Origin of the sequence: Vibrio sp. Isolate30 (assembly GCF_022397975.1) — a bacterium.
GTDB classification, from domain to species: domain Bacteria; phylum Pseudomonadota; class Gammaproteobacteria; order Enterobacterales; family Vibrionaceae; genus Vibrio; species Vibrio fortis.
This window is the reverse complement of record NZ_JAKEUS010000005.1, coordinates 195,763-219,466: the sequence shown is the minus strand read 5'-3', so window position 1 is coordinate 219,466 and position 23,704 is coordinate 195,763. Positions and strand designations below refer to the sequence as shown.

At 45.2% G+C, this 23,704-nt stretch carries 20 protein-coding genes; 9 read left to right on the top strand and 11 right to left on the bottom strand.

Annotated features, from left to right (window positions below; genetic code table 11):
• Positions 1-19 precede the first annotated feature (19 nt).
• Entirely contained in the window at positions 20-499 is a 480-nt protein-coding gene (gene folA, locus L1D60_RS14470) for a type 3 dihydrofolate reductase (RefSeq protein WP_239841672.1), read from the top strand.
• A 64-nt stretch (positions 500-563) separates the two neighbouring features.
• Here folA and L1D60_RS14465 read toward each other — a convergent pair whose 3' ends face one another.
• From L1D60_RS14465 to lptD, 6 genes are all read right to left on the bottom strand, one after another.
• Positions 564-1,367: a symmetrical bis(5'-nucleosyl)-tetraphosphatase gene (locus L1D60_RS14465; protein ID WP_239841670.1), complete on the bottom strand. Its 804-nt coding sequence runs from the start codon at positions 1,365-1,367 to the stop codon at positions 564-566.
• A gap of 30 nt (positions 1,368-1,397) precedes the next feature.
• Entirely contained in the window at positions 1,398-1,778 is a 381-nt protein-coding gene (gene apaG / locus L1D60_RS14460) for a Co2+/Mg2+ efflux protein ApaG (protein ID WP_239841668.1), read from the bottom strand.
• A gap of 80 nt (positions 1,779-1,858) precedes the next feature.
• Positions 1,859-2,674 carry a 16S rRNA (adenine(1518)-N(6)/adenine(1519)-N(6))-dimethyltransferase RsmA gene (gene rsmA / locus L1D60_RS14455; RefSeq protein ID WP_032553036.1) on the bottom strand — a complete coding sequence of 272 codons (816 nt, stop codon included), beginning with the start codon at positions 2,672-2,674 and terminating at the stop codon, positions 1,859-1,861.
• Positions 2,671-3,660: a 4-hydroxythreonine-4-phosphate dehydrogenase PdxA gene (gene pdxA, locus L1D60_RS14450; protein WP_239841667.1), complete on the bottom strand. Its 990-nt coding sequence runs from the start codon at positions 3,658-3,660 to the stop codon at positions 2,671-2,673. Before pdxA ends, rsmA begins: the two co-directional genes overlap by 4 nt.
• Positions 3,650-4,945, bottom strand: a complete 1,296-nt coding sequence (gene surA / locus L1D60_RS14445; RefSeq protein WP_239841665.1) for a peptidylprolyl isomerase SurA — start codon at positions 4,943-4,945, stop codon at positions 3,650-3,652. The genes pdxA and surA overlap by 11 nt, the downstream gene beginning before the upstream one ends.
• 44 nt (positions 4,946-4,989) lie before the next feature.
• Complete coding sequence (gene lptD, locus L1D60_RS14440; protein WP_239841664.1) at positions 4,990-7,341, bottom strand: LPS assembly protein LptD; 2,352 nt, start codon at positions 7,339-7,341, stop codon at positions 4,990-4,992.
• Between the two features lie 149 nt (positions 7,342-7,490).
• Here lptD and djlA point away from each other — a divergent pair, with 149 nt between their 5' ends.
• Together djlA and L1D60_RS14430 are read left to right on the top strand one after the other, a co-directional pair.
• Entirely contained in the window at positions 7,491-8,345 is an 855-nt protein-coding gene (djlA, locus tag L1D60_RS14435) for a co-chaperone DjlA (RefSeq protein WP_239841661.1), read from the top strand.
• 51 nt (positions 8,346-8,396) lie between these two features.
• Entirely contained in the window at positions 8,397-8,942 is a 546-nt protein-coding gene (locus L1D60_RS14430; RefSeq protein WP_239841659.1) for a DUF924 family protein, read from the top strand.
• 76 nt (positions 8,943-9,018) lie between these two features.
• On the opposite strand, the gene L1D60_RS14425 is transcribed toward L1D60_RS14430, so the two are convergent.
• The 5 genes from L1D60_RS14425 to leuA form a co-directional block, all read right to left on the bottom strand.
• A complete protein-coding gene (locus tag L1D60_RS14425; protein ID WP_239841657.1) occupies positions 9,019-9,801 on the bottom strand; it encodes a DUF547 domain-containing protein in 783 nt (260 codons plus the stop codon).
• Positions 9,802-9,930: 129 nt separating this feature from the next.
• Positions 9,931-10,533 carry a 3-isopropylmalate dehydratase small subunit gene (leuD, locus tag L1D60_RS14420; RefSeq protein ID WP_239841656.1) on the bottom strand — a complete coding sequence of 201 codons (603 nt, stop codon included), beginning with the start codon at positions 10,531-10,533 and terminating at the stop codon, positions 9,931-9,933.
• A 15-nt stretch (positions 10,534-10,548) separates the two neighbouring features.
• Positions 10,549-11,961 carry a 3-isopropylmalate dehydratase large subunit gene (gene leuC / locus L1D60_RS14415; RefSeq protein ID WP_239841654.1) on the bottom strand — a complete coding sequence of 471 codons (1,413 nt, stop codon included), beginning with the start codon at positions 11,959-11,961 and terminating at the stop codon, positions 10,549-10,551.
• 99 nt (positions 11,962-12,060) lie between these two features.
• Positions 12,061-13,152: a 3-isopropylmalate dehydrogenase gene (leuB, locus tag L1D60_RS14410; protein ID WP_150870817.1), complete on the bottom strand. Its 1,092-nt coding sequence runs from the start codon at positions 13,150-13,152 to the stop codon at positions 12,061-12,063.
• 86 nt (positions 13,153-13,238) lie between these two features.
• Positions 13,239-14,786, bottom strand: coding sequence for a 2-isopropylmalate synthase (gene leuA, locus L1D60_RS14405; RefSeq protein ID WP_239841652.1), 1,548 nt, complete (start codon positions 14,784-14,786; stop codon positions 13,239-13,241).
• A 564-nt stretch (positions 14,787-15,350) separates the two neighbouring features.
• On the opposite strand from leuA, the gene L1D60_RS14400 reads away from it, so the two are divergent.
• The 6 genes from L1D60_RS14400 to leuO all read left to right on the top strand — a co-directional run bounded on the left by L1D60_RS14400 (position 15,351) and on the right by leuO (position 23,579).
• Entirely contained in the window at positions 15,351-16,019 is a 669-nt protein-coding gene (locus L1D60_RS14400) for a TetR/AcrR family transcriptional regulator (protein WP_239841650.1), read from the top strand.
• The gene (locus L1D60_RS14395) at positions 16,006-17,352 is read left to right on the top strand and encodes an HlyD family secretion protein (RefSeq protein ID WP_239841648.1); all 1,347 of its coding nucleotides are present in this window, start codon (positions 16,006-16,008) and stop codon (positions 17,350-17,352) included. Before L1D60_RS14400 ends, L1D60_RS14395 begins: the two co-directional genes overlap by 14 nt.
• Positions 17,349-20,456, top strand: a complete 3,108-nt coding sequence (locus L1D60_RS14390) for an efflux RND transporter permease subunit (RefSeq protein ID WP_239841646.1) — start codon at positions 17,349-17,351, stop codon at positions 20,454-20,456. The genes L1D60_RS14395 and L1D60_RS14390 overlap by 4 nt, the downstream gene beginning before the upstream one ends.
• Positions 20,457-20,637: 181 nt before the next feature.
• Entirely contained in the window at positions 20,638-21,162 is a 525-nt protein-coding gene (locus L1D60_RS14385; protein WP_239841644.1) for a phosphatase PAP2 family protein, read from the top strand.
• A gap of 46 nt (positions 21,163-21,208) precedes the next feature.
• Positions 21,209-22,273, top strand: a complete 1,065-nt coding sequence (locus tag L1D60_RS14380; RefSeq protein WP_239841640.1) for an MJ1255/VC2487 family glycosyltransferase — start codon at positions 21,209-21,211, stop codon at positions 22,271-22,273.
• A gap of 346 nt (positions 22,274-22,619) precedes the next feature.
• Positions 22,620-23,579: a transcriptional regulator LeuO gene (leuO, locus tag L1D60_RS14375; RefSeq protein WP_239841639.1), complete on the top strand. Its 960-nt coding sequence runs from the start codon at positions 22,620-22,622 to the stop codon at positions 23,577-23,579.
• Positions 23,580-23,704: the final 125 nt, after the last annotated feature.

Here is a 23,704-nt window from a genome sequence, read left to right as displayed (position 1 = left end):
GAGCAGGACCTCAGTAGATATGATCATCAGTATGATAGCGGCAATGGCAGACAATCGTGTCATTGGAAAAGACAATCAAATGCCTTGGCACCTTCCCGCTGATTTTGCGTGGTTTAAACGTTCGACAATGGGCAAACCTATTGTTATGGGACGCAAAACTTATGACTCAATTGGCCGCCCGCTACCAGGACGCTTGAATGTCGTGGTGAGCCGAGATGAAAACTTGAAAATTGATGGCGTCACTATGGCGACTTCGGTTGAACAAGCGTTAGAGTTGGTCGGCGATGTGGAAGAGGTGATGATTATTGGCGGCGGTTCTATTTACGCTCATTGTTTACCGAAAGCGCATAAGCTGTACCTAACCTATATTGATCTTGCTGTTGAAGGGGATACTCAGTTCCCTGATTGGGGAGAAGGTTGGACTCAAAGTTATTCTGAGCAGTTTACAGCTGATGAGAAAAACAAACACAATATGGAGTTTGTGATTCTCGAGCGCTAAGGTCTAAAGTTTGTAAATGCTTGCGCTATCTCACTCGTAGCGCAAGCTTCTTGTATCTCGTTTTTTATAGCGCTTTCTGAGTGAAGAACTTCTTATCTTCCCAGCGCAAAATCGTGAGCTCTCCTCCCCATACACACCCAGTGTCTAGACCAATGACATCTTTGCCTTGATAACCTTCCAGTGCTGCCCAATGACCGAACAATACGATTTTATCGAGCTTCTTACGTTGAGGTAGACTAAACCAAGGAATAAACTGGTCATCAGATACCTCTTTTGGTGGGAGTTTGCATCCCATATCCAAACGCCCATCCGGGAAGCAAAAACGCATGCGGGTAAAGCTGTTGATCGCATAGCGGTAGCGCTCGATTTTTTCTAAATCTTTGCTCCAGAGATCTGGGGTGTTGCTGTACATATTTTCAATCAGCCACGACCATTTGTCAGACTGGAGTAGTTTGCTTATTTTGTCGCTCTCTTTACGAGCTCGCTTGAGACTCCATTGAGGAGAAATGCCAGCATGCGCTATCACAAATTCGTCGTGCTCTTGCATGAGTGGCTGTTGTCGCAGCCAACTTAGTAGCTCTTCTTTGTCTGAGGCATCAAGAATCGGTTGAGTCTTGTCTTTTGCTTTAGCAGGGAATAAACCTTGAGATACGGCGAGCAGGTGTAAGTCATGATTACCTAACACTACCTTCGCAGAGCTGCCAAGATCGCGGATATATCTCAGTGTTTCTAATGACTTGGGGCCACGAGCGATCAAGTCTCCTGCCACCCATAAGGTGTCTGTGCTCGGGTTGAATTGGATCTGTTTAAGAAGCTGCTCTAACTCATCAAAGCAGCCTTGAATGTCTCCGACAATATAATTCGGCACGTTGTTTCCTGTTCAATCGAAGGGGGAGGGTTAGTTAAGAATATTGGGGATAGCTAAGCGAAACGGTTCGATCTCAGTAATAAATTCAGCCCCTTTACTGTCCGTCATGACGTAATGTCCTTGCATTACTCCGACAGGGGTTTCGATGACGGTACCACTGGTATACGTATATTCGTCGCTGGATTCAATAACGGGCTGCTGACCAACCACACCGTCTCCCTCAATAGAGAGCTGCTTGCCGTTAGAGTCAGTGATCAACCAGCGCCGAGAGAGTAACTGAACTGTCTCTTGGCTGAGGTTCTTGATAGTGATGATATAGGCGAAGACATAGCGGTTTTTAGTCGGCTCTGATTGGTCTTCTATGTATTTAGAGTGGACTTGGCACTTAATACAAGGCGTTGATACATCCATATTCGCACCTTTTTGTTATTGTTCAATCTAGAGTATTACATAAAAAAGAGGCTCCTAACCGCAGCTAGGAGCCTTTTTGTTTATTTTGTCGCGTTGTGGTTGTCGTATAACCAGTTCGCCATATCCACGAACTGTACCAGAGTGAGGTTCTCTGGTCGCATGCTCGGGTTGATATCCAGCTCTTCAAGAACTTCTTTGCTGATCAGCGACTTGTAGCAGTTACGTACCGTTTTACGACGCTGGTTAAAGCCTTCACGGCATACGCGGTCTAGCCATTTCAGGTCTTTCGCTGGGTATGGAAGCTCTTCGTATGGTTGAAGACGAACCACTGCCGAATCTACTTTCGGTGGCGGAACGAATGCTGTTGGCGGCACTTCAAGTACTGGCGTAACCTTACAGTAGTACTGAGCCATAACTGTTAAACGGCCGTAAGCTTTGCTGCCTGGTCCAGCGGCTAGACGGTTCACCACCTCTTTTTGAAGCATAAAGTGCATGTCTTTAATGTCTTTATGGAATTCAAAAAGGTGGAACATTAACGGCGTAGAAATATTGTACGGCAGGTTACCGAAGATACGCAGTTTATTGTTTGGCTTAACTAGCTGATCGAAGTCGAATTTCATCGCATCGCCTTCGTGGATAGTCAGTTTATCTGCTAGGTCTGGATGAGTGCGTAGGCGTTCTGCTAGATCTCTATCGAGCTCAATCACGGTGAACTTGTCGACAAGTTTGCCAACTGGCTCTGTGATCGCACCGAGACCCGGACCAATCTCTACTAGGTTTTGACCTGGTAGTGGATTGATGCTCGATACGATTCCGTCAATAATGTACGGATCGTTTAGGAAGTTTTGACCAAAACGTTTACGCGCTTTGTGCCCTAAGTGGACATCATTTCTCATTGTTTTTTCTCTACTAATTCAATGGCGTGCGTGAGCGCTGTTCTAAAGCTCCCTGTATCAGCTTGGCCTTTCCCTGCCAAATCTAAGGCGGTACCATGATCGACAGATGTACGAATAAATGGCAAGCCAAGCGTGATATTCACTGAGCGACCAAAGCCTTTGTATTTTAGTACAGGCAGAACTTGGTCGTGATACATACCTAAAACAGCATCTGCATCTTGCAAATATTTTTCATTGAAAATGGTGTCTGCTGGTAATGGACCAATCAGGTTTATGCCATCTTCCTGGCGAATTTTTTCGAGTGTTGGGGTGATGGTTTCAATCTCTTCACGCCCTAAACAGCCATCTTCACCAGCATGTGGGTTTAGGCCACACACATAAATGTTAGGTTTCTCAATCGCAAATTTCTCAACAAGATCTTTATTTAAAATCGCGATGATTTGCGCAAGCCTGTCTTCTGTGACGGCTTGGGAAACATAAGCCAAAGGGATATGGGTTGTGACAAGCGCAACTCGTAAACCTTCAGTTGCCAACATCATTACTACAAGTGGAGTGTTGGACTTTTCAGCAAAAAACTCAGTGTGGCCACTAAATGCGACGCCAGCACGGTTAATTACTCCCTTGTGAACAGGGCCGGTGACAATAGCATCAAATTCATTATTCATACAGCCCATTGCGGCAGTTTCTAATGTATTTAATACATAATGACCGTTAGCTTCGTTAAGCGTACCAGCAATCGTAGGTTCTGTCATAGGAATGTGATTAACTACCAAGGTGCCAGCTTGCTGAGGTTGAGGTGCTTCATCGCTATTGTAGTCGAGTAACACAACATCTAAATTGAGCAGCTTCGCACGCTCTGCCAGCATCTGTTTATCAGCACACACCACCAACTGATGTGGCCAACTCTCTTGGGAGAGAGCCAGCACTAAATCTGGTCCGATACCGGCAGGTTCCCCCGCCGTGACCGCAATTCTTCTAGTTGTCATCTTGCTCTTCCTCAATCATCTCTACAAAAGCGCTCGCGCGAATCTCTTGTAGCCAAGCACCAGCTTCTTCGTTGAACTTACGATTGAATAGAATTTGGTATGCCTTATTTTTAAGTGCTGAGTCGGTACGGTCTACTTCACGGCGGTCAAGAACTTCAACGATATGCCAACCGTGAACGGTTTTAAATGGAGCACTGATATCGCCTTCTGGAAGAGTCTCAACTTGGTGTTTGAACTCAGGCACGTAGAGATCTGGAGTTTGGTAACCCAGTTCACCGTTTTGAACTGCTGAGCCAGGATCTTGGCTGTATTGTTGTGCTAGTTCACCAAAGGTCGCTTCACCAGCTTGAACGCGGCGCGTAATGTCTAGCAATAGTTCTTGCGCACCTTCGTCGCTCAAGATAACCGTTGGCTTCACTAGGATGTGTCGCGCATTTACTTCGGTGACAGCAACGGTTTCTAGGCCTTTCACATCTTCAATTTTTAGAATATGGAAACCGACACCACTTCGGAATGGACCTATGATGCTGCCTTTATTCTGAAGTTTGATTTGGTCTGCAAAGATTGTAGGCATCTCTTCTTTACGCATCCAACCCCAATCACCGCCTTGCAGTGCTTTAGGACCTTTTGAGTAAGTGTAGGCCATGGTGCTGAAATCTTTACCTGAGTTCAGTTCTTCAACAAGCTCATTGGCTTGTGCTTCTAGCTCTTCTTTGGTCTGGTCATCGTTAAAGCGAAGCTGGATGTGACCAATTTTGTATTGAACTGTTGCATTGGTTTCTTGCGCTAGGATGTCTGCTAAGTTGTCGACTTCCGCAGGTAGGATATTGATTCGACGACGTACCAGAGCGTTTCGTGCTTCGCTCGCGGCAATCTCTTTTCTTACTTGTTCGCGGAACGCGTTGTAACTTAGGCCTTCTTCAGCGACTGAAGCGGTAAGTTGCTCAACGGTCTGGTTGTTATCTTTAGCGATACCTGCGATGGCTTGATCAAGGCGGCTATCATCGATACGTACACCAATGCGTTCTGCTTCTTGAGTTTGAATGGTGTCAATGATCAGCTTCTCTAATACCTGATCCTTTAGCACCTCTTGAGAAGGCAGAGTTTGTCCGCTTTTCTTAGCATTAGCTCGCAGTGTTTTCATCGAGGTATCGATATCGCTTTGTAGGATAACGCCCTCATTTACAATGACTTTTACTTTGTCCAGTTCTACTGGCGCTGCATGGCTAACTGAAACAGTACAAGCAGTAGCAAGCGCGATTAATGTGTGTTTCCACAGTGTCATGTGTTGTCCTTTCTATTTACTGGCTTGAGCCAATAAAATCTAAATTAATTGTTTAAGAAGAATGGTCGGCCGTACTCAAGTGAGTTTCCTGAGCTGTCAAAATCAGTCGTGTTCGAGCCTGTGCCTGCTGCTGTGCCGAAACCAACAATACCGAAGTTAATACTAAAGTTGTTCTCATATACCGGGTCTGCATTCGGATTTGCATACCCTTGATCGGTCGTCCAGCTTCTCAGCTCGTTGCTGTAGGTGACACCTACGTACCAACAGTCATCTTTGTAGCGAAGGTTTGCTAGCCATTCGATGGCGATATTCTCATTCATATCATGATAGTACTGGGCACTGGCGTACCACTTTGGAGAAAATTGATAACCAGTAACTAAGCCAGCTTGTGAGATGCCATCACGGGTAATTTCATCGATATTGGTAATCGTATCGCTGACATTATCTTCGATATATTCTCTAGTAACGTAGCGGTAGTTAGCCTGTACAAAGCCGTTTTCATCAATTCGGTATTCGACAGTACTGTTGGCCAATTGCATGTCGCCGTCGTCAATGTCGTATTGAACACCACCGTGATAGAAGAGGTAATCATCATAGTTGAAGTCGATTTCGACCGCCCATGATGAGTAGTTTGTTTGCCCTTCTTCAGTGGTCGAAGCGCCTGGATTTTTAGTCTTTTTATCAATGAAGAATATTTGACCAAAAGAGATGTTTAGGCGCTCTTTGTACTCGTCGTCAAAGAAACGCGAAGAAGCGCCATAACTTAACTGGTTTGCAGCAGCGATACGGTCAACACCACTGTATTTGCGACTACGGAATAGTCCATAGTAGTCAGTTTGCAAGAGTGTAGTATCGTACAGACCGATCTCACTTTGATCTTGTTTTGGCACGTACAAGTACTGAATTTGTGGCTCAAGGGTTTGTGTATACCCTGTCAGGTAAGTGGTATCACGCTCAAGAACGATGCCTGCATGGCTTCGAAATTCAGGAATAACTCTACTCGCTGTATCCGTTAAATCAGGGTTAGCGGCTAAGATATTGCTATCTAAGTCCTGATCGTAATAAGTACCGAGTAGTCTAGCTTCTGTTGTCCAAGAGCCCCACGTTGTGCTTAGTGGTACTTTTATGCCTGGCTCCACGTGAACGCGCGTTGCAGACGGTTTATTGTTCGCATCTGTATCAAAACGTGAGATATGACTGATGACATCCATCTCAACCGTATCCCAAAGTAGTGGGGCATAATAATTGAACTTAAGCTGTGGCATTAAGCGGTAAGGTTGGTTTTCACTATCAGTTAAGACTTGAAAGTCACGCACTGCTAGAGATGCATCCCAATTGAGGGCACGATAAGCAACTTCCCCTGATTGCATCAATTGACCATCTTCGCGATTACCGATGCTAGAGTCGACGTCGGTAAAGTAGTCAACATCACTTACCTTTGAGTAATCAACGTCAAATTTCCAAGCTTCTTTATAGATACCGTTAAACTCAAATTGACCGCCCCAGCGGCTGCCTTTTTCTTTGAATTTACTATCACTATCTAAATATTCGAATGTAAGTGCACTCTGACCAAACTGACTTAAATGACGAAATTCGTTGTTTAACTGAGTGCCACGCTCAGACATGTATTTCGCAGTGGTTTGAAGGTCGTAATTTGGTGCAATATTCCAGTAAAACGGTATTTCAGTTTCGAAACCATCGCTTGAGCCGTAAGAAAATGTTGGGTAAAGGAAACCGGTTTTACGACTCTCTCCGACTGGAACTGTTAGGTATGGTAGGTAGAAGACAGGAACGTCTAATACTTCGAAGCGAGGATTAATGAAGGTTGCACTCTCTTCGTCTTGATCAAGCTCGATATTCGAAGCTTTTAGGCGCCACGATTTGTCACCAGGAGGACAGGATGTAATCGTGCCATCTTCCAACTCATAAACAGCTTTACCTGTACGAGCAATGTACCTTGCATCACCGCGACCGGATTCACATAGCATCTGATACTGAGTATTTTCAAGTTCAAACTCATTGGTGGTGAGGTTGTTGGTCACTTTATCTGATGTGGCTTTGAACTGCCCGTCATTAAAAGTCACGTTTCCTTCTGCGACAACAATGTTCTCTTGCTGGTGTAATGTCACCGTCTCGGCTTCAATGGTCTTGATACCTTGAGTTACTTTTACAGACCCTGAGTAACTTGCTTTTTCACCATTGACGGCTTCTAGGCGATCGGCCTCGACGTATGCGGGTGCATTAAGGTCTGAATCTTCAGATGATGCGATCAAACATTGATCTGTAGAGGGCATTTCCTGCACACTATCATCAATTGTTGTTTCAGCTTGAGTTGTCGGCACAAATAACGCAGAGCTGATCGATGCGGCTAACAAGGTGCGGGAGAAACATTGCATGAAGTTGAACTATCCTGTGTCACTAGAAGGAGGGTTGATCTAGTATCAATCCAATTAATAAAGCTATGTCCTTATGATAAAGGAAATCTTAGCATTCAGCACCATAAGACAGCAGTACTCGAATAAAATTCATAGATAGAGAACACATAATGCAAATATTTGGCAAAATTTTGGGCGCTTTTTTTGGTTTCTTGTTTGGCGGACCCTTAGGCCTAATTTTTGGCCTATTTCTTGGTCATCAATTCGATAAAGCACGTCGTTTAAATCAGTCGGGCTTTAATACATCAGGGTTTGGCAGTGGGCCGAGTCAGGCTGAGAAGCAGCAAGAGTTCTTTAAAGCGGCATTCGCTGTGATGGGGCACGTTGCTAAGGCGAAAGGTCAAGTAACACGTGAAGAGATTCAACTCGCATCGACGATGATGGAGCGCATGAACCTTCATGGTGAGCAGCGTATTGCGGCTCAGAATGCCTTCCGAGAGGGTAAAGAGAGTGACTTCCCACTTAAAGAGACACTCGAGAGAGTTAAGATTTCCTCTGGTGGTCGCTTTGATTTGCTCCAATTCTTCCTTGAGTTACAAGTATCAGCGGCGTTTGCTGATGGAAGTTTGCACCCAAGTGAACGTCAAGTTCTACATAAGATTGCGCAGGGCCTTGGGTTTTCATCGGAGCAGTTAGAGCGTCGTCTACAAATGCAAGAAGCGGCCTTTCGTTTTCAACAGCAAGGTGGCAGCTTTGGTGGTGGTCATTATCAAGGTCAGTCTTCGGGCTGGCAGCAGGCTACTCAACAAGATCAGCTGGCCGATGCCTTTAAAGTGCTTGGTGTGAGCGAGTCGGCGGATGGTAAAGCGGTGAAGAAAGCTTACCGTAAACTAATGAATGAACACCACCCAGATAAATTAATGGCTAAGGGCTTACCGCCTGAAATGATGAATGTCGCCAAAGAAAAATCTCAGGAAATTCAAAATGCTTACGATCTGATTAAGAAGGTCAAAGGCTTCAAGTAATATTGATAGAGTCGCTAAGGTTAGCGGCTCTTTTTATTTAAAGGATTGAATATGACAGTTGGTTATCAAGACGTTTTAGTATTCTGGTTTGACGAATTAACGCCTCAAGATTGGTTTAATGGCGGTGACGATATTGATCAGTTAATAAAAGAGCGCTTTGCTCAGGTCCATTCAGCTGCGGCACAAGGCGAGCTTTATACATGGCGTGATAGTGCGTTAGGGCGTTTGGCAGAGATCATAGTATTAGACCAATTTTCAAGAAACATTGCTCGCGATACATCACAGGCATTCGCTGCGGATCCGATGGCATTAGTGCTTGCACAAGAAGCTGTAGCAGGTGGTTACGATCACCAACTTAACGACCAACAAAAAAGCTTCTTATACATGCCATATATGCACAGTGAGTCGTTGGTGATTCATGAACAAGCTGTTGAGCTATTTAGCCAAACGGGTTTGGAACATAACCTTGATTTTGAGTTTAAACATAAGGTGATCATAGAGAAGTTTGGTCGCTACCCACACCGTAATCAAATACTTGGGCGCGTTTCAACGGAAGAAGAGCTCGTGTTTCTGCAACAGCCGGGCTCTAGCTTTTAGCCTTGCTTGTTAGCTATAGGCTCAAGAGTAAGTTGTAAAATGCTTACTCTTGAGCTCGTACACAAATAGTGTCTATTTACTTGGCTTGGTTGAGTGCCCAATCATACTCGTAATCGATGTTGTTCACGTTTGATAGCGGTTGAGTACGATACTGATTGAGATGCTCAATGAGCTGCGCTTGAGTTCCAAAGTCAGCGATAAACCAGTCATAAATAGAAGAGAGTTGTAATTTATTCTTTTGCGCCAACACCCCTTTGTCACTGTTCACAAACTCGCGTGCAGCCTGTTCCAGTAGTGCCTCGGTATTTTCAGCAGTAAAAGCCTTGGCTTGTAGGTTGGGGCAACCTAAGCTTGCGCAGTTGACTGCGTAATGTGTTCTTGGATCTTGCCAGATAGGGCGCAAGATGCGGTGTTCGATATCATTCAGTGTCAGATCTTTTCCGTTGATGGTAATGACTTCATCTCCCCATGGTCCAAAGCTAAATAGACCACCCAGTTTTGTGATCGATTTTATTGGATAGGCGTCTAGAATCAGATCTATCGTGATCGCATTGTATAGGTTGACCCAATAAGCATATTGCTCGGCTTGAGAGAATTGTCGTGGGTCGACTTTCGCGAGTTGACCAATATATTGTTTCAGCTGGGAGTTGTCATTGGAGGTAACGGCTTGGTAGCGAATGAGATGATTTTCCCCTTCTACAACAAGATAGTTATCAAGAAATTGTTGCCAAGTAGCGTGAGAAATCGTGCTGCTGTTAGACTCGTTGCTTTGATTCCAATATGGCCAGAGTTCTGACTTTGGTGCTGAGAAAGCGAGTGTAGAAAAGAGTAGGCTGATAATTAGAAGTAGGTTTTTCATAAATGTTCTCCCCAATGACATCTATAAGACCTCGGTCGTGCTGATTTTCTTTCAATATAGGGCTACAAAATATAGAAATAAAAAAGGTTGGCATTAGCCAACCTTTGAGTTTGTTTCAATCGCAATCTTCTATTTCAAGAAGCTTGGAATCTTGGATTCATAAGCAGAGATTTTCTCTTCGTGTTGCAGAGTTAAACCAATGTTATCTAGGCCGTTTAGTAGACAGTGACGACGGAATTCGTCGATTTCGAAGCCGTACTCTTTGCCGTTAGCGCGAACAACATTTGCTTCTAAGTCTACCTCAACTTCAGCACCCTCATTCGCTTCAACGTACTGGAAGATCTCATCGACCTCTTGCTCAGTTAGACGTACTGGCACCATCTGGTTGTTGATGGAGTTACCATAGAAAATATCGGCGAAGCTCGGTGCAATCATCGCTTTAATACCGTAATCCGCTAGTGCCCAAGGTGCGTGTTCACGTGAAGAGCCACAACCGAAGTTTTCACGAGCCAATAAAATAGAAGCGCCTTGGTAGCGTGGTGCGTTCATTACAAACTCTGGGTTTGGTTGCTGGCCCGCGTCATCTAGGAAACGCCAATCATGGAAAAGGTGTTTACCAAAGCCTAAGCGCGATACTTTTTGTAGGAACTGCTTTGGAATGATGGCATCGGTATCAACGTTCGCAGCATCTAGAGGAACGACTAAACCAGTGTGTTGTTTGAAACCTGACATGTTAAATCCTCTAAATTAAAGTTCACGAATATCGACGAAGTGGCCCGCGATTGCAGCCGCCGCGGCCATTGCCGGGCTAACTAGATGCGTACGACCATCACGGCCTTGGCGACCTTCGAAGTTACGGTTAGACGTTGAAGCACAACGTTCTTGAGGACCTAAGCGGTCATTGTTCATTGCAAGACACATAGAACAACCAGGTAGACGCCATTCAAAACCAGCTTCTTTAAAGATAACATCCAACCCTTCAGCTTCAGCTTGTGCTTTAACTTGTTCAGAGCCAGGAACGATCAGAGCTTGTACATGAGATGCGACTTTACGGCCCTTTGCGACAGCGGCCGCTGCACGCATGTCTTCAATTCGAGAGTTAGTACAAGAGCCAACGAATACTTTATCAACGTTGTAGTCAGATAGAGACTTACCCGCTTCCAATCCCATGTAAGCCAAAGCTTTTTCTGCAGATGCTTTTTCAACAGGATCAGAGAAGCTGTCTGGCGATGGGATAGGGGTATCAACCGAGATAACTTGGCCTGGGTTAGTACCCCAAGTCACTTGTGGTTTGATGTCCGCAGCATTTAGCGTAACAACCGCATCAAACTCTGCATCGTCATCGGTTTTCAGTGTGTTCCAGTACTCAACAGCTGCGTCAAAATCATCACCCTGTGGCGAGAATTTACGGCCTTTGATGTATTCGTATGTGGTTTCGTCTGGCGCGATAAGACCTGCTTTTGCACCTAGCTCAATCGCCATGTTACATACCGTCATACGACCTTCCATCGTAAGATCGGTAATTGCTTCACCGCAGAACTCAACAACATAGCCTGTACCGCCAGCAGCCGTTGTTTCACCGATGATCGCCAATACGATATCTTTCGCAGTAATGCCTGGAGCGACTTTGCCTTTTACTTCGATCTTCATGGTTTTAGCACGAGCTTGCTTTAGCGTTTGAGTTGCTAGAACGTGCTCTACTTCTGAAGTACCGATACCAAAGGCTAGTGAACCAAATGCGCCGTGTGTTGCTGTGTGTGAGTCACCACAAACGATAGTCATGCCCGGTAGGGTAATACCTAGCTCTGGGCCCATTACGTGCACAATACCTTGGTATTTGTGGTTCAAATCGTAAAGCGTCACGCCAAATTCTTCACAGTTTTTCGATAGCGTTTCCATCTGGATACGAGCCATCTCACCTGATGCATTGATGTCTTTGGTTTGAGTTGAAACGTTGTGATCCATTGTCGCGAAAGTCTTACTGACTTGGCGAACTTTACGTCCCTTTTCACGAAGGCCATCGAAGGCTTGTGGTGAGGTTACTTCGTGTACTAGGTGGCGGTCGATGTATAGGATTGGGTTTTCACCCTCAGCTGCAACGGCAACGTGTGCGTCGTAGACTTTTTCGTATAAGGTTTTGGCTTGCTGGTTTGTAGACATAGCTTGTTCTTCCTTGGGAGCATTAATCCCAGTGCTTATTTCAGCTCACCACTTTGCAGTCAGTGAGCCGATATTGTTCTTATAGAGTGTTACGTGATCTTAAGCTTCTAGAATGTACTGTGCGATCTTATCGCCCATCTCTGAAGTGGTTAGTGCTGGTTTGTCGCCAGCAAGATCAGCAGTTAATTCACCTGCAGATAGCGCTTTTGATACGGCAGTCTCAATCGCTTGTGCTGCCTCTTCTTCACCTAGGCTGTAGCGCAGCATTAATGCTGCAGATAGGATTTGAGCAACTGGGTTAGCGATGTTTTTGCCTGCGATGTCTGGTGCACTGCCGCCTGCTGGTTCGTATAGACCAAAGTTGCTTTCGTTCAAGCTAGCAGAAGGTAGCATGCCCATTGAGCCTGTGATCATTGCACACTCATCTGAAATGATGTCACCAAAGATGTTTGAACAAAGCATCACGTCAAACTGAGACGGATCTTTGATAAGCTGCATCGTCGCGTTATCAATGTACATGTGGTTTAGCGTTACATCTGGGTAATCTTTTGCCACTTCTTCTACAACTTCACGCCATAGGATAGAGCTCTGTAGAACGTTCGCCTTATCAATTGAGTAAACGTTTTTATTACGTAGACGTGCCGATTCAAAAGCGATTTTTGCGATGCGCTCGATCTCGTAGCGGTGGTAAACCTCAGTATCAAACGCTTTTTCATTTGCGCCTTCACCTTCACGACCCTTTGGCTGACCAAAGTAGATACCGCCCGTTAATTCACGAACAACAACGATGTCGAAACCGCGGTCAGAGATGTCTGCACGAAGTGGTGAGAATGACTCTAGACCTTTATGGATCTGTGCTGGACGTAGGTTACAGAACAGTTGGAAGTGCTTACGTAGAGGAAGTAGGGCACCACGCTCTGGTTGGTCGTTTGGTGGAAGGTGTTCCCACTTAGGGCCACCAACAGAGCCAAACAATACCGCGTCAGACTCTTCACATCCTTTCACTGTCGATTCTGGTAGTGGACAACCGTGGTTATCGATCGCGATACCGCCAACATCATACTCTTCACGTGCAAAGCTAATTGCATGTTTCTTTTCGATAGCGTCTAACACTTTATGTGCTTGTTGCATTACTTCTGGGCCGATGCCATCGCCAGGTAGTACGGCAATTTTGTATGATTTGTCAGTCATGTTAATCCTTTAATTTCTTCGAGCTTGGAGGAGCGTTAATTTGTTTTCTGGCTCTCCCTTATAAGAGAACCAGAGAGTCATTCGATTTATACGGTTTCGATTCGTTGCTGTTTCATTTCAGCAATCGTGTCTGCACGTTGGATGCTATTGATTACATGCAATAGCGCTTGGCCAGATGCTTCTACGATATCGGTTGAAACGCCGGTACCGTGATATTTGCGACCTTTGTAGTTGGCGATAATGTCTGCTTGACCTAGGCCATCTTCACCTTCACCTTTTGCAGTAAGGTCGAACTTGTCTAGTACAATTTCGTAGCCAGTCAAACGGTAGATACATTGGTATAGCGCATCAACAGGGCCATTACCGACTGCCGCTTCACACTTCTCTTCATCACCACACTGCAGCTTGATGCTGGTGGTCGACATTACACTACCCGATTGAACGCTTAGGTAGTTCAATTTGTAGAAGTCGTCTTCGTCACGAAGGTTAGCGAAGTGCATCAAGGCTTCTAAGTCGTAATCGAATACTTGACCCTTGCGGTCAGCTAGCTTCAAGAAATCTTCATACAATGAATCTAGGTTATATTCGTTTTCTTGGTAACCCATTGCATCCATGTGGCTCTTAACTGCAGCACGGCCACTACGACTAGTTAGGTTCAATGCTTTGTTCTTAAGACCAATCGACTCTGGTGTCATGATCTCGTAGGTGTTTTTGTTCTTAAGCATGCCATCTTGGTGGATACCTGAAGAGTGACTAAAGGCGTTAGCACCGACAATCGCTTTGTTGTCTTGGATTGGCATGTGGCATAGCTGGCTCACTAGCTTACTGGTGCGGTGAATCTCTTCATGTTTAAGGCCAGTATGAACACCCAACAACTCTTGGCGCGTCTTGATGATCATTGCGATCTCTTCAAGAGAACAGTTACCTGCACGCTCACCAATACCGTTGATAGTACCTTCGACCTGACGAGCACCGGCTTGAACCGCTGCAATGGAGTTTGCGACAGACATACCAAGGTCATCATGACAGTGAACAGAGATGATCGCTTTGTCGATGTTTGGTACACGGTTGAATAGTGTTTGAATAATGCCACCGAATTCGTTTGGCACCGTGTAGCCTACAGTGTCTGGAATGTTGATGGTCTTAGCGCCAGCATCAATCGCGGCTTCCACCATACGACATAGGTTGTCAATGGGTGTACGACCAGCATCTTCACAAGAGAATTCAACATCATCAGTGTAGTTACGTGCATGTTTTACCGCTTTAACACCCATCTCAACCACGTCGTCGTAGCTACGGCGAAGCTTGTCTTGTACGTGAACCGTAGAAGTTGAGATAAAGGTATGAATACGAAATGCTTCAGCAACTTTCAAAGCCTCCGCAGCTGCATCAATATCTTTAGCAACGGCACGAGAAAGGGCACAAATACGGCTGTTTTTGATGTTCTTTGCGATAGTTTGCACCGACTCAAAGTCACCCGGAGAGGATACTGGGAAGCCAGCTTCGATAACGTCCACACCGAGTCTTTCAAGTGCATAAGCAATTTGTAACTTCTCTTTTACCGTCAGACTAGCAGCTAGAGCCTGCTCGCCATCTCGTAAAGTCGTATCAAAAATTATCACTTGATCGTTCATGGGTGCTTCCTTATATCGATATCGTATCGATTGCTATCCAAAATATTATTGAGAATGATGTTCTTTTAATGAGATTAGTTACAAAAAAACCCGCTTAGCGCGGGTTTTAATATTTGTGCAGTTCTTGACCCACAACTTACCCACGCGATTGGTTCACGATAAGGAGAAGTTTCAGCAGTCGAGAAAAAGAAAACGTCATTGCACAAATATCCGTAAATAAACTGTTAACACCATATTTACCGTAATTTATTCTGAGCGTCAAACGTGAAAATCCAATATCGGTGTGCATTGTGAGCTTTTTCATTTTGTTTGTGCTGATTTTGTATGTGTTTTTGGTGTTTAAATCTATTAATGTGCTATTTGGTCGTGCGGTTAGTTTATCGTTTGCATGATGTTTAGGTTATAACTTTGTACTAAATCTTTTTTACAGAGTGAATGACGGGAAAATAATTCTGGCTTAGCTTTAATTAATCAATTGATTAAATAGCGTGTAATTATTCTTCACCGCCCGCTTAAAAAGCACCCTATAATTAATCGTCTGATTAATTATAGGGTGAGCAGAGAGTGGGACGAAAAGCTGGACGACCGCAAAAGAATCGAGAGGTTCGGCAACTCTTGATTGAGCATGCAAGGGATCTGTTTGTAGTACAGCCATATGACAAGGTATCGACACGCCTTGTCGCCGAGCGTGCTGGCGTTAATATCGCAATGATTCGCTACTATTTTGGGAATAAAGCGGGATTATTTGAAGCGATGCTCCGTGAAACACTCCGCCCAATGCAAGTGCAGATGCAAAAGCTGATTGATGAAAGTAGTCACGATAATTTTTTAGATCTAATGCGTACTTACTACCGAGAAATGGTCAAGGTTCCCCGATTTCCGCGTTTGATTGCTCAAGTGATGAATATGCCACCTTCAGAAACTCAACGGGAATTGCTTGAAAAAGTGTTTCTAGATGTCGCGAAGCCAGCGCAAGACATTATTTTCGAAAAGTTGGTTGAGCAAGGTGTTCTGCGCAAAGACAGAGATCCTAAATTATGTCGAGTGTCGTACATCAGTTTAATGGTGTTTCCATTTATTGCACCGCCACCATTGCTGGCTCTCCACGGTATTGAATTGAATGAAGAGTTCCTTAATAGCTTGATTGAGCACAATATAAAATTAATGAGCGAAGGCTTTTTGAATCCAGAAAACACCGCTATTTTGCAGGATAAGAATAATGAAGATTGGTAAGAAACTGCTGTTTTTCCCAGCGTTGGCCGTTGGTATTGTTGGTTTAGTGATTGCGATAAACCTTAAACCTGACTTACCTACTAAACCTGCCGATGATCGTGCTCGTTTAGTTGACGTACAAACACTTGAGCCAAAACTCATGGCTCCCTTGGCAATTGGCTTTGGTAAGGTGGTTCCAAAGGTTGAGTGGAAAGCCATTGCTGAAGTTACGGGTAAGATCGTTTTTCGTCATCCTGAGTTAGAGAAGGGTAAAGTGATCCCGGCTGGTACAGAGGTGCTCAAGATTGATCCTCTCGATTATGAACTCAAATTGACTCAAGCTCAGGCCGACCTTAAATCTTCTCAAACCTCTTTGGCTAAGCTGAATCAAGAAGAACAGAACTTAAACCAGACATTGAAAATCGAGAAAAATCGCTTGGTGATCAGTAACAAAGAGCTAAAGCGCAAACAAGATCTTCGCAAAAAAGGTCTCACTTCCCAGTCTGATGTTGATCTGCAAGAGCAGAGTGCGCTGTCGCAGCGAAAGTTAGTGCTCGATATCGAGAATCAAATCGCGCTTATGCCGGATGAGAAGAGAGTCGCTGAGGCGGTGATCAAGGTTAATGTTTCTAAGGTAAGAGAAGCTGAGCGTTCTTTGGAAAAAACCACCATTACGTTACCCAAAGCAATGCGTATCGCGCAGGTAGATATAGAGACTAATCAGGTGGTTAATCTCCAACAAACCATGTTCATTGCTCATGGGATCGATGTGATGGAGGTAGAGGCGCAGCTTTCGATTCATGATATGCAGACCTTGGCGTCGAGCTTAGGCGAGTTCACCCGTGATGAGTCCGGTATTCCTAACACCGATACCTCTGAGATCACCGCAACCATCGAACTTAATAGCGGCAATTTGAATGCTGCTTGGCCTGCACGTGTTGCTCGCATCAGTGAAACCGTTGACGAAAACCAAGCGACGGCAGGAGTGATTTTAGAAATCCAACAAGATTACGCACAACTTGAGCCGAGTAGTTTACCGCCTCTGGTTAATGGGATGTTCGTTAAGGCGCAAATTGAAGGGGCATCTAATTTAAGCTGGGTCGTGCCAGAGCGAGCATTGCATGGAGATACTGTTTATCTAATGAATAGTGAGCAGCGTCTGAAGATGGTCAAAGTTGAGGTGTTGTACCGCCGAGACAATCAAGTCGTGGTTATTGGCGCTCTCAATAACGGCGATAAGCTGATTCTTAACGATATTCTTCCGGCAATTGAAGGAATGTTGTTAAGAGAAACGGGTGATGAAGCAGTAACTGATGAGATCGTCATTGAGGAGATGCAGGAGAACGCCTCATGATCAAATTTTTCTCTCGCCACCCAACTGCCGCGAATTTGTTGATGCTCGGGTTGTTGGTTCTCGGCTTTACATCGCTCTCTACCATTAAGCGTGAAACCTTTCCCGAGTACGATCCGCCATACATCATGGCGGGGATCGCTTATCCTGGCGCTTCCCCTCAAGAGGTGGAGGAGAGCCTGTGTATCCGAATGGAAGACGCCGTTGATGGTTTAGCGAATATCGAAGAAACCCAATGTGAGGCCATCGAAGGAAGTGCGCGCCTGATCCTCAAGTTGAATGAGAAAGCCGATATTGGTCGTATGTTGGTGGATGTACAGACTCAGATTGATTCAATTAACGACTTTCCTTCAGAGATTGAATCCCCAGTAGTTCAAGAGCTAGATTGGAATGAGCCCGTGGTTGATGTAGCAATTACTGCAGACACCACTTGGCCTGAGCTTAAAGCTTATGCTGAGCAGCTAAAGCGCACCATGAAGCTAGATTATGATGTCTCTTTGGTTGAAGTGAGCGGCTTTTCTGATCATCAATATCGTGTCGAACTGGATACCCAAGCAATACGTCAATTGGGACTGACAGTGAATGACATCGCAGAGCAGATCGGGCGTCAGAACGTTAAGCTACCAAGCGGTAATGTTGAAACACCAGATAAAAACTTTCTGATTCGTTTTGATGAGCGTCGCGTAACACCACTTGAGCTCGAGAGTATCGTGGTTGGCTCTGCGCCAAATGGCTCTGTAATTCGTCTGCGAGACATTGCTGTAATCACAGACCGATTTGAATTGGATGAGCAAAAGGTCCTATTTGATGGTAAACCGTCGGCTCTGCTAAAGGTGAGCAAGAATAAAGAAGACGACGCACTGCGCATCAAAGAGCGCGTAACTCAATTTGTCGAAGATCAGAGCGCTATCGCCCCTGATGGCGTGACACTGCAAATGACCAATGACCTCTCCTCTGTACTTTGGGACCGTCTAACAATGATGGTACGGAACGGTTGGCAAGGGATTGTACTGGTGTTTGCCACCATGTGGTTGTTCTTCAGCTTACGCTACTCGTTTTGGGTTGCCGCGGGTCTACCCGTTGCGTTCTTAGGTGGTCTGTTCTTGATGGCGAATCTTGGGTTATCCATCAACATCATGTCACTGGTCGGCTTGTTAATGGCCATCGGTATTATGATGGATGACGCCATTGTGATCGCCGAATCGATAGCCTCGCACCTCGACCGAGGGCAAAAGGTCGATGACGCGGTCTACAACGGGGTGAAGAAAGTTCTGCCAGGCGTACTTTCTTCGTTCTTAACCACGGTGTGTATTTTTGGCAGCCTACTGTTCTTAGATGGTGAGATGGGTGCGGTTCTCAAAGCGGTGCCACAGGTTTTGATATTGGTGCTTTCGTTAAGCTTGATTGAAGCCTTTTTGATACTGCCAAACCATTTATCACATTCGCTACATAAAGAGAAAAAAGAGAAACCTGCGCTGCGCTTTAAAGTTGTCTTATTAGACAAGTTTGAAAACTTCCGCAATACCACTCTCATGAGCATGGTGGAGCGAGTGGTCGCTTTTCGATATGCCTTCATGGGAGGGGTAGTGAGCTTGCTGCTACTGGCTATTGCCTTGATTGCTGGCGGAATCGTTAAGTTCCAACCTTTTCCTGAGCTCGATGGTGATATTGCAGAGGCGCGCGTGATTTTGCCGCCGGGTGCATCGCTAGCGCAAACCGAGCGAGTAGTGGAACACATCGTCTCCTCAGCTGAGCGCTTGAACCTTAAATGGAGTGAAGAGGTTGAAGGTGGGAATACTTTGGTTGAGCACATTACCAGTCAGTTTAACGCCAATGCGGATGCCAATGAATCTGGTCCACACTTAGCGACGGTGCGTTTGGACTTACGTGGTGCTGAGAGCCGAAATACAGTCATCGACGACTTTATTGACGCTTGGCGTGAAGATGTAGGCGAGTTGGCCGACCCGATTTCTCTCGTCTTTAAACAACCGACTGTTGGACCGGGTGGGCGAGCCATTGAAATTCGAGCTAAGCATGATGATCTTCAATCGCTGAAAGCGGCCTCTATTGATATTCAAGCGTACTTGAATCAGTTTGATGGTGTGCATGGCGTGCTTGATGATATGCGAATGGGTAAAGAGGAGATCTTAGTTAAGCTAAGACCGGGGGCGGAGACTTACAACGTCAACGGGCAGATGATCGCTTCTCAGTTGCGTGCTGCGTTCTTTGGTCAAACTGCGGATGAGATTCAGGTAGGCGTTGAGAACATCTCAATTGAAGTGCGTTTGGATAAGCAGCAAGCGGGCGATGTTCAACAGTTGGCGAACTTCCCAATCATCACTTCAGACGGAAGCCAGATCCCGCTAGCCACGTTGGCGACACTCGACTTTCAACGAAACTACGTGCGAATCCAACGTATTGATGGTTTGCGTACCATTAGTATCTTTGGTGATGTGAATAATAAGAAAGCCAGCTCATCGGCTATCTTGGCACAGTTCCAGCGTGATGAGGCTCCTAAGCTATTGAAGAAATACCCAGGTCTTCGTTTCGACTTTGAAGGTGAGGCAAAAGATGCGGCTAAAACGGGGGCATCGATGGGTAAAGGTTTCTTACTGGGCTTGTTTGGTGTGTTTACCATACTGAGTTACCAATTCCGCAGCTACTTAGAACCTTTCGTGGTGATGCTAGCGATACCTTTAGCCTTTATCGGTGTTGTCGTTGGACACTGGCTGCTTGGGCATTCTTTGAGTATGCCAAGTATGATGGGCTTCGTTTCATTAGCTGGGATCGTGGTCAACGACTCGATACTCTTGGTGCAATATATCCGGCACCATGTGGATGAGGGCGATAGCGTGCATGACTCAGTAGTGAAGGCGAGTCGTGAGCGTTTCCGTGCTGTGTTCTTAACCTCGATGACTACTGCGGCAGGTCTGTTGCCTCTGCTTACGGAAACCAGTTTGCAGGCTCAGGTTATACAACCACTGGTGATTTCGATTGTGTTTGGTATCTTCGCTTCGACGCTACTGGTGCTGTTTATGATCCCTGCTGCCTATGCGATTTTGGCTGATTTTGGCTTGGTCAAGAAACACGAACCTCTCACTATCTAGTCGGTCGGGTGTAAACATCAAAAGCGGCGTTTTAGCCGCTTTCCTTTTATCTACAATTCATCAAAACGGGCGGTTGTTGCAACAGATGAAATGTTCATTTTTTATCCGCAAAATCGTCACCATATTGTCATTTCTAACTTCTAACTTAATCCCAAAGCAATGATAAGAGCTGAGGGAACACATGAGAACGATAGAACCAATTGTCCGCTGGGATGTGGCATTTTCTATGTTTTGCTTGAAGAGTCGTTATAGCAAGCAAACGGCGCAGATCAGTAAAGCGATATCCCATACTGGGGACGGGCACTTATACCTTTTGTTTGCTATTGCAGCACTGTTTTTAGATGAGCAAAGTGGCAAGGCGTTTCTTATGGTTGGCTTAGCGGCATTCGCCATTGAGTTGCCTATCTACTGGCTTGCAAAAAATACCATTAAGCGACGTCGCCCTGCCGAGTTCTCCTCATTCCTACACTCCTACATCGTGCCTTCAGATAAATACAGCCTGCCATCGGGGCATTCGGCCGCGGCTTTTGTTATGGCCACGGTTATTGGCCACTTTTACCCGCAGGTTTATTTACTGAGTCTTGTTTGGGCAAGTCTGATTGCGGGTTCGCGTATCTTGCTTGGCGTCCATTTCCTTACTGATGTTCTGATTGGGGCGGCACTTGGTGTTGCTTGCGCGAGTCTTGCGCTCAATGGACTGCTTTAAGTTTACAGATAATTTCTCTAATTCGAGAGTCTATAAAGGACCGAAAATGAAAATACTCTATGGTGTACAAGGGACAGGCAATGGTCATATTGCACGTGCGCGTGCGATGGCAAATGCATTGAAAGCGAAGAATGTGGATGTCGATTTCTTATTCTCTGGTCGAGAGGGGGATAAGTACTTTTCAATGGAAGCATTTGGTGATTACCAGACTCGCCATGGTTTAACCTTCTTTAGTGAACAGGGACAAGTGAAGTACGGCAAAACATTCTTCAAAAATAGTCTGTGGCGCTTTCGTCGTGAAATCGCCGAATTGGATCTCTCACATTACGATTTGGTCTTGAATGACTTTGAACCGGTATCGGCGTGGGCAGCCAAGAAGCAAAAAGTACCTTGTATTGGTATTAGTCATCAAAATGCCTTTAGGTTTGATGTGCCCAAAAAAGGAGGAAACTGGATAGAGCATTCAGTGATACAGCACTTTGCTCCAACTGAGCACTATATTGGATTGCATTGGTATCACTTTGAACAGCCAATCCTACCTCCGATTGTTCATACCTTGTCGAGCCGCGAAAAGGTATCCCCTGCAGAAGGCGCCGTGGATTTCAGCCTAGTGTATCTGCCATTTGAAGACATAGATGATGTGACCGACCTTTTGATTAAATTCATCTCTCATCAATTTGTCTGCTATCACCCAGATATTATTGAGCAGCGCACGGTTGAGAATATCGTATTTAAGCCGCTCAGCCATGATGGTTTTCAAGTCGACCTGCAAGCGTGTTCTGGCGTGATTGCAAATGGAGGTTTTGAACTCCCCTCTGAAGCGATGACTTTGGGGAAGAAGTTACTGCTTAAACCACTTGCGGGTCAGTTCGAACAACAGAGTAATGTGGCCACTCTAGAGGCCTTAGGTTTGGCTCAAACCATGACTTTTTTGGACCCTGCAACCACGCGTACTTGGTTAGGCGAAAAACAGGCGGAAATGGTCTCCTATCCCGACGTGGCAAGTGCGATTGTGGAGTGGATTTTAGCGAAAGATTGGCACTGTCAGGAGCAATTAAGAAGGCAGTTATGGGAGAAGGTTGATTTCCCGAGTTACGCTTCTATTACTTGATTCATAGGTGGGGTTTTTGAATGCCTTGCTCTATCAATTCATAGGCTCAATCATTTGTAACAAATGTAACTGAATGATTGAGCCGTCAAATAAGTCGTAAGAAAATCCCAAAATCCGCCTTTTTATGTTTTTTTATAAAACCATAAGTGCATGATATTAAATTAATAATTATTCAGTGAGGTAAAATAAAATTATTCTTTATCAATCTTGTTGGTAGCGTTCGATTGATTGGTTAATAGTAGATGTTATCCGAAACACATCGGCCAGATAAATATAAGAACTAGTGGTTATCTATTCCCACACTATTACAAATTTAACGCTGTCATACCGACAAGAGGCAACTTGAATGTTAGAGAAAAAAGACGCAATGAGTGCTATTGCAAGCTACCGAATGGAAAGCACACTTCGTGGAGTAGACCTAAACCTATTGACTGTTTTTGATGCTGTAATGCAAGAGCAAAATATTACCCGTGCAGCGCACAATTTGGGTATGTCTCAGCCTGCAGTAAGTAATGCTGTAGCACGTCTGAAAGTGATGTTTAACGACGAACTATTTATGCGTCAGGGTCGTGGTATTCAACCGACTCAACGTGCTCGTCAACTGTTTGGCCCAATCCGCCAAGCACTGCAACTAGTACGCAATGAACTACCAAGTTCTGTGTTCTCTCCAGAGTCGTCTTCTCGTCTGTTTAAGCTGGCTATCTGCAGCCCATGTGACATGCGTTTTGCTCCGAAGATTATGTCGACTATCAACGAACTTGCACCAAGTGTTCAACTGCACATGGACGCTGAGTTTGACCGCCAACTTTCAGAGCGCATGCGTTACCAAGAAATCGACTTTGTTATCGATTACGCTCGCTTTGATGAGCAAGGTTTCTCAAGCACAGAAATCTTCCAAGATGAGCTAGTGGTTGTTGCTTCAGCTTCACACCCTCGTATCAACGGTTCGGTAACGGCTTCTGAGCTTCTAGAAGAGAAGCACGCGAAACTGTCTCGCATTCATGGTCAGCGCAGCTTCTCTGAGCAAGCATACCGCGACCTAGACTGCACGCCTTACTATGAAGGTACTAGCCTAAGCAACGTACTATACGTAGTTGGCCAATCTGAACTCGTAACGATTGCACCTCGTTGGATGGTTGAGCACGCAGCAAATAAAGAGCAGCTACAGATTCTAGATTTCCCATTCGATAATGCGGCAATCTCAGGCTTCCTAAGCTGGCACGAATCAAGCGAGAAAGACAAAGGACACATTTGGTTACGAGATCAACTGATGATGATCTGTGGCGAAGTTGTAGCACTTAACTAATCGCTGAAAACCTTGATTTATAAGCCCTGAACTAGCTTGCTGGTTCGGGGCTTTTTTGTACCAGAGTGACGAGCGCCGTTCATTTTTTAAAGTTAGATGTACTATTACTGATAACTTTGAGCTCC

Excerpts from the sequence above, each read along its gene's own strand:
- folA (WP_239841672.1), top strand. The coding sequence starts at position 20 with ATGATCATCAGTATGATAGCGGCAATGGCAGACAATCGTGTCATTGGA.
- apaG (WP_239841668.1), bottom strand. The coding sequence starts at position 1,778 with ATGGATGTATCAACGCCTTGTATTAAGTGCCAAGTCCACTCTAAATAC.
- rsmA (WP_032553036.1), bottom strand. The coding sequence starts at position 2,674 with ATGAGAAATGATGTCCACTTAGGGCACAAAGCGCGTAAACGTTTTGGT.
- pdxA (WP_239841667.1), bottom strand. The coding sequence starts at position 3,660 with ATGACAACTAGAAGAATTGCGGTCACGGCGGGGGAACCTGCCGGTATC.
- surA (WP_239841665.1), bottom strand. The coding sequence starts at position 4,945 with ATGACACTGTGGAAACACACATTAATCGCGCTTGCTACTGCTTGTACT.
- lptD (WP_239841664.1), bottom strand. The coding sequence starts at position 7,341 with ATGCAATGTTTCTCCCGCACCTTGTTAGCCGCATCGATCAGCTCTGCG.
- djlA (WP_239841661.1), top strand. The coding sequence starts at position 7,491 with ATGCAAATATTTGGCAAAATTTTGGGCGCTTTTTTTGGTTTCTTGTTT.
- L1D60_RS14430 (WP_239841659.1), top strand. The coding sequence starts at position 8,397 with ATGACAGTTGGTTATCAAGACGTTTTAGTATTCTGGTTTGACGAATTA.
- L1D60_RS14425 (WP_239841657.1), bottom strand. The coding sequence starts at position 9,801 with ATGAAAAACCTACTTCTAATTATCAGCCTACTCTTTTCTACACTCGCT.
- leuD (WP_239841656.1), bottom strand. The coding sequence starts at position 10,533 with ATGTCAGGTTTCAAACAACACACTGGTTTAGTCGTTCCTCTAGATGCT.
- leuC (WP_239841654.1), bottom strand. The coding sequence starts at position 11,961 with ATGTCTACAAACCAGCAAGCCAAAACCTTATACGAAAAAGTCTACGAC.
- leuB (WP_150870817.1), bottom strand. The coding sequence starts at position 13,152 with ATGACTGACAAATCATACAAAATTGCCGTACTACCTGGCGATGGCATC.
- leuA (WP_239841652.1), bottom strand. The coding sequence starts at position 14,786 with ATGAACGATCAAGTGATAATTTTTGATACGACTTTACGAGATGGCGAG.
- L1D60_RS14395 (WP_239841648.1), top strand. The coding sequence starts at position 16,006 with ATGAAGATTGGTAAGAAACTGCTGTTTTTCCCAGCGTTGGCCGTTGGT.
- L1D60_RS14390 (WP_239841646.1), top strand. The coding sequence starts at position 17,349 with ATGATCAAATTTTTCTCTCGCCACCCAACTGCCGCGAATTTGTTGATG.
- L1D60_RS14385 (WP_239841644.1), top strand. The coding sequence starts at position 20,638 with ATGAGAACGATAGAACCAATTGTCCGCTGGGATGTGGCATTTTCTATG.
- L1D60_RS14380 (WP_239841640.1), top strand. The coding sequence starts at position 21,209 with ATGAAAATACTCTATGGTGTACAAGGGACAGGCAATGGTCATATTGCA.
- leuO (WP_239841639.1), top strand. The coding sequence starts at position 22,620 with ATGTTAGAGAAAAAAGACGCAATGAGTGCTATTGCAAGCTACCGAATG.